This is a genomic window from Ilumatobacter sp. (assembly GCF_030065885.1).
In the GTDB taxonomy this organism is placed as follows: domain Bacteria; phylum Actinomycetota; class Acidimicrobiia; order Acidimicrobiales; family Ilumatobacteraceae; genus Ilumatobacter.
In genome coordinates this window covers 1-8,238 of sequence record NZ_JASJCS010000169.1, presented here as the reverse complement: position 1 = coordinate 8,238, position 8,238 = coordinate 1, and the positions used below count along the sequence as shown (strand labels likewise).

At 70.7% G+C, this 8,238-nt stretch carries 7 protein-coding genes; 4 read left to right on the top strand and 3 right to left on the bottom strand.

Annotated features, from left to right (window positions below):
• The coding region (locus QNJ12_RS22625) for an HD-GYP domain-containing protein (RefSeq protein ID WP_367281844.1) at positions 1 to 1,315 on the top strand (1,315 nt) is incomplete at its 5' end.
• Between the two features lie 16 nt (positions 1,316 to 1,331).
• Here the strand turns inward: QNJ12_RS22625 and QNJ12_RS22620 are convergent.
• Together QNJ12_RS22620 and serC are read right to left on the bottom strand one after the other, a co-directional pair.
• Entirely contained in the window at positions 1,332 to 2,216 is an 885-nt protein-coding gene (locus tag QNJ12_RS22620; protein ID WP_300626200.1) for a PAC2 family protein, read from the bottom strand.
• Positions 2,217 to 2,242: 26 nt separating this feature from the next.
• Positions 2,243 to 3,373 (bottom strand): phosphoserine transaminase, encoded by a 1,131-nt coding sequence (serC, locus tag QNJ12_RS22615; protein WP_300626198.1) that lies wholly within the window; start codon positions 3,371 to 3,373, stop codon positions 2,243 to 2,245.
• A gap of 164 nt (positions 3,374 to 3,537) precedes the next feature.
• Here serC and QNJ12_RS22610 point away from each other — a divergent pair, with 164 nt between their 5' ends.
• The 3 genes from QNJ12_RS22610 to QNJ12_RS22600 all read left to right on the top strand — a co-directional run bounded on the left by QNJ12_RS22610 (position 3,538) and on the right by QNJ12_RS22600 (position 6,328).
• Positions 3,538 to 4,257 carry a spondin domain-containing protein gene (locus QNJ12_RS22610; RefSeq protein WP_300626196.1) on the top strand — a complete coding sequence of 240 codons (720 nt, stop codon included), beginning with the start codon at positions 3,538 to 3,540 and terminating at the stop codon, positions 4,255 to 4,257.
• A 107-nt stretch (positions 4,258 to 4,364) separates the two neighbouring features.
• Entirely contained in the window at positions 4,365 to 5,555 is a 1,191-nt protein-coding gene (locus QNJ12_RS22605) for a pyridoxal phosphate-dependent aminotransferase (protein ID WP_300626194.1), read from the top strand.
• A 14-nt stretch (positions 5,556 to 5,569) separates the two neighbouring features.
• A complete protein-coding gene (locus QNJ12_RS22600) occupies positions 5,570 to 6,328 on the top strand; it encodes an EcsC family protein (RefSeq protein ID WP_300626192.1) in 759 nt (252 codons plus the stop codon).
• Here the strand turns inward: QNJ12_RS22600 and QNJ12_RS22595 are convergent.
• Positions 6,306 to 8,132 (bottom strand): molybdopterin dinucleotide binding domain-containing protein, encoded by a 1,827-nt coding sequence (locus QNJ12_RS22595; RefSeq protein ID WP_300626190.1) that lies wholly within the window; start codon positions 8,130 to 8,132, stop codon positions 6,306 to 6,308. The genes QNJ12_RS22600 and QNJ12_RS22595 overlap by 23 nt on opposite strands.
• Between the last annotated feature and the right edge of the window lie 106 nt (positions 8,133 to 8,238).

Sequence of the window (8,238 nt, the reverse complement as noted above, 5' to 3'; positions counted from 1 at the left end):
GCACCACGAGCGCTGGGAAGGCGGGGGCTATCCGACCGGCATCTCGAGCCAGGAGACTGCGCTCGCCTCGCGGATCGTCTGCGTCGCCGACGCCTTCGACGTCATGACCTCGGCGCGGTCGTACAAGAAGCCGATACCGGCCTCGCGGGCGCGCGCCGAGCTCGAGCAATGCGCCGGTACCCAGTTCGACCCGGCGGTGGTGAGGGCGATGATGTCGGTCTCGCTCGGGAGCCTGTGGGCGGCGATGGGACCCCTCTCGCTGATCGCCCAGATCCGGCTGTTCCCGCGCCGCCTGTTGGATGGGGGCGCCGCCGTCGGTGCGGCGACGGCCGCTGTCATCGGCATGATCCTGACGACGATCGCCGCCGGTCTGCCCTCGGGTGGCGACGACGCCGAGGCGGCCGACGAGGTGCCGGTCGTCGTCGACGATGGTGACGACGGAGGGGCTGTCGACGACGGCGGCGCAGCGATACCACCGCCGACGCCGGTACCCGTCGTCACCGAGCCATCGACCACGACGACAACGACGACCACCACCACGACCACGACAACTGAGCCGACCACGACAGTTGCGCCGACCACGACGATCGCGCCGACCACGACGATCACCCCGACCACGACGATCACCCCGACCACGGTGGCGGCGACCGCTGCCCCGACGACCACGGTGGCGCCGACCACGACGGCGGCCCCGACCACGACGGCCGCCCCCACCACGACCGCGCCGCCACCAACGACGACCACCACGACCACGACCGTGCCGACGGCGCCGAGCCGGCTGACGATGGCGTCGCCGGCCGCAGGTGACGTGCCGTCGACGCCGGCGCTGCCGCTGCTGACGAGGGCGCCGATCAACGGCACGACACTCCCGAACTACGACACCGACCGCAACACCGATCCCGGCCTGACGATCGAACGCTCCGTCGGTGGCCTCGGCAGTGCCGACGTGAGCGAGCGTCAGATCTGGCGGGCGCCGACCACGGTCGTCACGCTGACGGCGCCGGTCCGTCTGCAGGTCTGGATCGCGCCGGCATCCGACCCCGGCGAAGCGTTCGTCGTCGTCGCAGCCGGCCTGTACGACTGCACGGCCGACGGCTCGGACTGCGTGACCCTGGCTGAGGACGTCGGAGTGCTCTCGCCTGAACCGGGCGAGTTCAGAGGCGTGTCCTTCGATCTGGCGTTCGCCGGTGGCGCGTACTCACTCGGCGCGGGACGGGTGGCCGAGGTCCGGATCGCCGTGCCCGACAGCTCGACGACCGACGCGCTCGTCGCCTACGACACGGCGGTCTACCCGGCCACCGTGACGTTCGGCTGACTGCCCACCGGCGGGCTCAGGTGCCCGCCGGCCCGTCATCGCGCTGCTCCTTGAGGAATTCCTCGAACTGCGCACCCAGGTCATCGGCCGAGGGGATCGCCGCCTCGGCTCGTTTGTCGTACTCCTGCTCGAGCATCTTCACGTACAGCTGCAGCTGCACATCGCCGGCGACCACCTCGTCGTGCAGTCCGCGCCAGCGCTCGATGTCGTCGGCGAGATGGCCGACGTCGGGCGCCGGGACACCGAGCACGTGGCCCAGATGAGTCTGGAGCGCTGCGACCGCCTGGGGATGTTCGGCGCTCATCAGGTAGTGCGGCACGCCGACCCGCAGCGACACCGCCGGCAAGCCACGTGCGGTCAGATCGGCCTGGATGACACCGACCACGCCGGTCACCCCCTGGTAGCTGGGCTGACCGATGCCCAACCGTTGGGCGAGCCCTGCGTCGGTCGTGCTGCCGGTCACCAGCGGCGTGCGGGTGTGGGGCACCGGTTCGGCGGCCGACCCCACCGTGACGACGGCCTCACAGCCCAGGCGGTCGGCGACTTCGGCGATGCACGCCGAGTACGACGGCCAGGCGAGATGCGGCTCGACGCCGACGAGCACGACGAGATCCCGGTCACCCGACCCGCGCACGACGTCGAACTTGTTCTCGGGCCATCGGATCACGCGGATGTCGCCGTCCTCGATCTCGACCTGGGGTCGCTGCTGCGTGAAGTCGTAGAACGGATCGGGGTCGATCTCGGCGACGGTGACCGCAGCGTCGGCGGGCGCGAACTCGTCGAGCGCCGTCGTCGCTGCGCCGCCGATGTCGAACAGGCCGGTGAGCGCGATCAGCATCACCGGCGACCGCAGCTCGCCGAGCTCGTCGGCTTCGATGGTGAGCACGTCGTCGGTCTGCACGGGATCAGTGTGTCAGAGCGGTCGGCTCACGCCGCGAGCGCGTCGACCGTCGCTTCGATGCACACGGTGAGCGCCTCGACGTCACTCGGCTCGATCGCCGGGAACATCCCGATGCGGAGCTGATTGCGGCCGAGCTTGCGGTAGCTGTCGGTGTCGAGGATGCCGTTCGCCCGCAGTGCCGTGCTGACGTCGGTGGCGTCGATCGCGTCGTCCAGGTCGATCGTGGCGACGACGCTCGAGCGCTTGGCCGGGTCGGTCACGAACGCTGTGGTCCACGTGGTGCGGTCGGCCCAGTCGTACATGATGGCGGCCGACCGGTCGGAGCGCGAGGCGCACCACTCGAGGCCTCCGTTGCCGTTCATCCACTCCACCTGCGCTGCGAGCATCACCAGCGTCGCGACTGCGGGGGTGTTGTAGGTCTGGTTCGACCGGCTGTTCGTGAGCGCGATGCCGAGATCGATCGACGCAGGGCACCAGCGGTCGCCGGCGGCCAACCGCTCGACCCGCTCGACCGCGGCAGGGGAGCAGGCGGCCAGCCACAGGCCACCGTCGCTCGCGAAGCACTTCTGGGGCGCGAAGTAGTAGACGTCGACCTCCGCCGGATCCCAGCGCAGCCCACCGGCGCCCGACGTGGCGTCGACCGCGACGAGGGCGCCCCCGTCGGCTCCCGCGGGCCGCGTGAGCCGCATGGCGACCCCCGTCGACGTCTCGTTGTGCGTCAGGGCGTACAGATCGATGCCGGACTCGGCGACGGCGTCGGGGTGATCGCCGGTCGCGCTCTCGATGACCGTCGGATCGCCGAGATGTGGCGCCGCGGCGCACGCCACCGCGAACTTCGAGGAGAACTCGCCGAACACCAGGTGCTGGCTGCGTTCGGTGACGAGGCCGAAGCTCGCTGCGTCCCAGAACACCGTCGTGCCGCCGTTGCCGATCACGACCTCCCATCCGTCGGGGAGCGAGAAGAGGTCGCGCAGACCGCTGCGAATCGAGCCGACGAGGTCTCTGACCTGGGGCTTCCTGTGTGACGTGCCCATCACGGTGGCCGCTGCCGCCTCGATGGCGTCGATCTGGGCGGGTCGGACCTTGGAGGGCCCGCAACCGAATCGGCCGTCGGCGGGCAGCAGGTGCGCGGGGAGTCGGATCGAGGTCGGGTCCACAGCCCGAAGGATGGCAGCGATCGCCCTGGTTCCCACGGCTACGCCTTCATCTTTCGTTTCGTGTTCGGCCCGATTTGTTTCGCCGCATCTCCTTGTCCGTTTCGCGGCCGGTGCCCTTCAGTGGTGTCCGTCCCCAACACGACTCGATGAGGAGTTCACCCACCATGAAGACGTCCCGCCACACCCTCCGCCGCAGCCTCGCCGTCACCGTCGCGCTCGGCGGCCTCGCCGCGGTCCCGAGCGTCGCCGACGCCGGGCGCGGAGGCGCCAATGCCACCTATCAGGTCACGATCGAGAACATCTCGACCGGGTTCCAGCCGTTCTCGCCGGCCGGCGCGGTCGTCCACTCGCGCCGTGTCGACGTGTGGAACACCGGTTCGCCGGCCACCGCTGCGGTCGCCGCCATCGCCGAGGACGCCAACCTCGGCGTGTTCGTCGACACCTACGACCAGGTCCCGGGCGTTCGCGACGCCTTCGTGGGCGGCGACGCGCCGTTCGGGCCCGGCGGTGTCAGCACGTTCACCTTCGACGCACGCCGTGGCGACCGTCTCAGCCTCGTGAACATGCTGGTCAACACGAACGATGCGTTCACCGGCCTCGACTCGGTCCGCCTCGGCAACCGGACGCAGGTCTTCGAGGTCCGCGCCTACGACGCTGGCACCGAGGCCAACAACGAGCTGGCCAGCCACATCCCCGGCCCGGTCGGCGGCAACCCCTTCGTCCGTGAGCCGGAGGGCGGCGTGATCGCACCGCACCCGGGAGTCGAGGGGATCGCCGACCTCGACCCCGCCGTGCACGGTTGGGAGGGCCCCGTCGCCCGCATCACCATCGAGCGGATCGACGACGACAGCAGCTCCGACGACGACGACAGCTCCGACGACTGAACTCGATGGGTGCACCATCGCATGGCGTGAGCCCGCTTCCCTCTCGGGGGCGGGCTCACGCCAATTCTGGGTACCTCGTCGGGGAGTTCGTCTGGCACGATGGACACGTGAACCGAACATCACAACGACTCGCCGCCATCGCTCCTTCCGCCACCTTGGCGGTGGACTCCAAGGCAAAGGCGATGAAGGCCGCAGGCGAGAACGTGGTCGGCTTCGGTGCCGGCGAGCCCGACTTCCCGACCCCCGTCCACATCGTCGACGCCGCGATCGAGGCCTGCCGCGATCCCAAGAACCACCGCTATTCGCCGGCCGGCGGCCTGCCCGAGCTCAAGCAGGCCATCGCCGACAAGACGAAGCGCGACTCCGGCTACGCGGTCGAGGCCGCCCAGGTGCTCGTCACCAACGGCGGCAAGCACGCCGTGTACACCGCCTTCGCGGCGCTGTGCGACCCGGGCGACGAGGTCCTGCTCCCTGCCCCGTACTGGACCACCTACCCCGAGTCGATCACCCTGGCGGGCGGGGTGCCCGTCGTGATCGAGACGGGCGACGAGACCGGTTTCAAGGTCACCGTCGACCAGCTCGAGGCCGCACGCACCGAGCGGACGAAGGTGCTGCTCTTCGTCAGCCCGGACAACCCGTCGGGCGCGGTGTACACGCCGGCCGAGGTCGCGGCCATCGGTGAGTGGGCCGTCGAGCACGGCGTCTGGGTGGTCACCGACGAGATCTACGAGCACCTCACGTACGGTGCCCACGAGTTCGCCTCGATGCCGACCCTCGTGCCCGATCTCGCCGAACAGTGCCTCGTGGTCAACGGTGTCGCCAAGACGTATGCGATGACCGGGTGGCGTGTCGGATGGATGATCGGCCCGACCGACGTCGTCAAGGCCTCCTCGAACTTCCAGAGCCATGCCACGTCGAACGTCGCCAACGTCTCCCAGCGGGCGGCGCTCGCCGCCGTCGCCGGCCCCCTCGACGACGTGGTGATGATGCGCGAGGCGTTCACTCGACGCGGCACGACGATGCACGGGATGCTCAACGACATCGACGGCGTCACCTGCATCGAACCGCAGGGTGCGTTCTACTGCTTCCCCAACATGTCGGGGTTGCTCGGGCGCGACATCGGTGGCTCGGTCGCCGCCACGACGCTCGAGCTGGCGGACCTGGTGCTCGATCAGGCGAAGGTCGCGTTCGTGCCCGGCGAGGCGTTCGGCGCGCCCGGCTATGCCCGATTCAGCTTCGCGCTCGGCGACGCGGATCTCGAAGAGGGCATCCGCCGACTCGCCGAGTTGGTCGGCTGAGACCCAGCGCCGCCGTGCCGGTCAGCGATCGCCTGAACGCCAAGGCGTCCGAGTGGGCGACGCGGCTGGTCGACCGCCTCGGTCCCGAGGAGGCGCAGCGTCTCTCACGGAGCATGTTGGCGTCGATCGACGACGTCTCGCAGCATCGTTGGGAGCAGGCCAGGCGCCGGGCCGAGTCGGTCGGGGGGACGATCAGGCCCGAGAAGATCGCCGCGGTCACCGCGTCGTTCTCGCGCGAGTTGGGAGCTGCCGGGGCGGCAGCCGGAGCGGCCGCCGCCGCACCGGCCGTCGGCACCGCAGCGACGATCGCCGCGACGACCGCCGAGCTCGGCTGGTTCACGGCTCGCGCCGGTGACCTGATCCTCACCATCGCCGCTCTGCACGGTATGCCCGACCCCTCGGTCGACGAGCGCCGGGCGTGGGTGCTCGCTGTTCTGATCTACGGCAGCTCGGCGCGCGACGAGTTCGCCCGGGCGCTCCAACAGGCGTCGACCGGGCTCGCGCCGAGCGGCGACGGTCGGTTGCGGCTCAGCACGCTGCAGACCGCCAACCGGTTGATGGGCCGAGCGCTCGTCCGCCGGTACGGCACGCGCCGTGGCGCGGTCGCCGTCGGACGGCTGCTCCCGATCGGCATCGGGGCCGCGATCGGCGGTTCGGTCAACTACCTTGCGATCCGGGCCCTGGCGCGGCAGGCGGACGCCTTCTTCGCCCGCCTGCCCTATTCGGCCATCGACGTCGAGTCGACCGATCTCACCGGTCGGATGATCGGCTGAGCTCGTCTCGGGCCGGCTGGACCGTGACCGGCACGCCGTTCAGGGCGCTGTTGCCGCTCAGCTCGTCGCACAGCTCCTCGTCGGTCAGGACGTTCGTGTTCACGCCGCGATACTCCTGGGCGACGCGCAGCCGCACCCCGGGCAGGTTCTGCCCGAAGCCGTGCGGGATGCTGACCACGCCCGGACGGATGCCGTCTGTGATCTCGACGTCGACGGTGACCCTGCCGACCCGGGACGTCACCTCGGCGGCGGCACCGTCGGCGAGGCCGAACCGGTCGGCGTCGTCGGGGTGGACATGGAGCGTGCATCGGTTGCGGCCCTTCGTCAGGACCCGGACGTTGTGCATCCACGAGTTGTTCGAACGGATGTGGCGACGACCGACGAGAACGACCGAGTCCGCCCAGTTGCGGTCGAGGGATGCGACGAGTCGGGGAAGGTCGGCACGGATCGGCTCGGGGAGCACCTCGACCGTGCCCGACGGTGTCCGCAGCAGTTCCGGCAGGCGGTGCTCCTGGAGCGGTCCGAGGTCGATGCCGTGGGGGCTGCGCTCGAGTCGTGCGAGTGAGAGCCCGTCGGGTTCGACGCCGAACCCGTCCCCGAACGGCCCGGTCCGGAGCGCCACGTCGAGCAGCCGCTCCGGCCCGGTGCGCTCGCCCACCACGTCGAGCAGCTCGTCGGCGGTCCGGTCGTGCACCGTGCCGTGCTCGTCGCGGACGGCGGCTCCGACGACGGCTTGCGCGATCTCGTCGTCCATCGCAGCGAGGTCTGCGTCGATGCCGGCCCCGGCGACGACGGCTGCGAGGCGGAGCACGACCTCCCACTCCTGAGGCTGGTCGTCGTCGAGCGGGAGCACGGCGGGCGAGTAGTTGGCGACGTTGCGGACCGCGAAGTTCAGCAGTGCGAGGTCGTAGTGCGACTTCTGGAGCGGTGACGGTGGCGGCAGGATCACGTCGGCGTGCCGCGTCGTCTCGTTGACGTACATGTCGATCGCGACCATGAACTCGAGCGAGGCCAGCGCTGCGTCGAGGCGGTTCGAGTTCGGGGTGGACGACACCGGGTTCCCGGCGACGGTCACCAGTGCCCGGACTTGCCCCTCGCCCGGCGTCTCGATCTCCTCGGCCAACGCGCTCACGGGGAACTCGCCGAGCGACTCGGGCCGGCCGGCCACGCGGCTCGTCACGCGGCCGAGCCGCATCCCGCGGCCCGTCCCGGGCTGGCCCTTCGTCGACGGTTGCCCCGCAGCGCCGGTCGTGAACATCGCCCCGCCGACACGATCGAGGTTGCCGCTCAGGATGTTGACCACGTCGACGAGCCACGACGCGAGCGTGCCGAACTCCTGCGTGCACGTGCCGATCCGGCCATACACCGCCGCGGTCGGCGCGGCCGCCAACTCGCGCGCCACCTCGCGGATGGTGTCGGGGTCGATGCCGCACACGTGAGCCGCCGACTCGGGCGTGAAGGCAGCCAGCAGGTCCGGCAGCTCGTCGAGACCGGAGCACAGCTCGGCGAGCCGCCCCGGCGCGGCGAGGTCCTCGGCGAGCAGCACGTGCGCGATGGATGCGAGCAGGTGGGCGTCGGTGCCCGGTCGGATCGCGACGTGCCGGTCCGCGTGGGCGGCGGTCTCGCTCCGCCGCGGATCGACGACCACGACCCGTCCGCCACGCCGCTGGATCGCCTCGAGGCGGCCCGGGAAGTCGGGTGCGGTGCACAATGAGCCGTTCGACGCGTACGGGTTGGCGCCGAGCATGAGCACATGGTCGGTCCGGTCGAGATCCGGCACCGGGACCGCGACCGAACCGACCATGTGCTCATGCTCGGCGCCAACCCGTACGCGTCGAACGGCTCATTGTGCACCGCACCCGACTTCCCGGGCCGCCTCGAGGCGATCCAGCGGCGTGGCGGACGGGTCG

Bases quoted from the DNA above. Each gene is read 5' to 3' on its own strand.
- QNJ12_RS22595 (WP_300626190.1), bottom strand. From the start codon at position 8,132: ATGGTCGGTTCGGTCGCGGTCCCGGTGCCGGATCTCGACCGGACCGAC.
- QNJ12_RS22610 (WP_300626196.1), top strand. From the start codon at position 3,538: ATGAAGACGTCCCGCCACACCCTCCGCCGCAGCCTCGCCGTCACCGTC.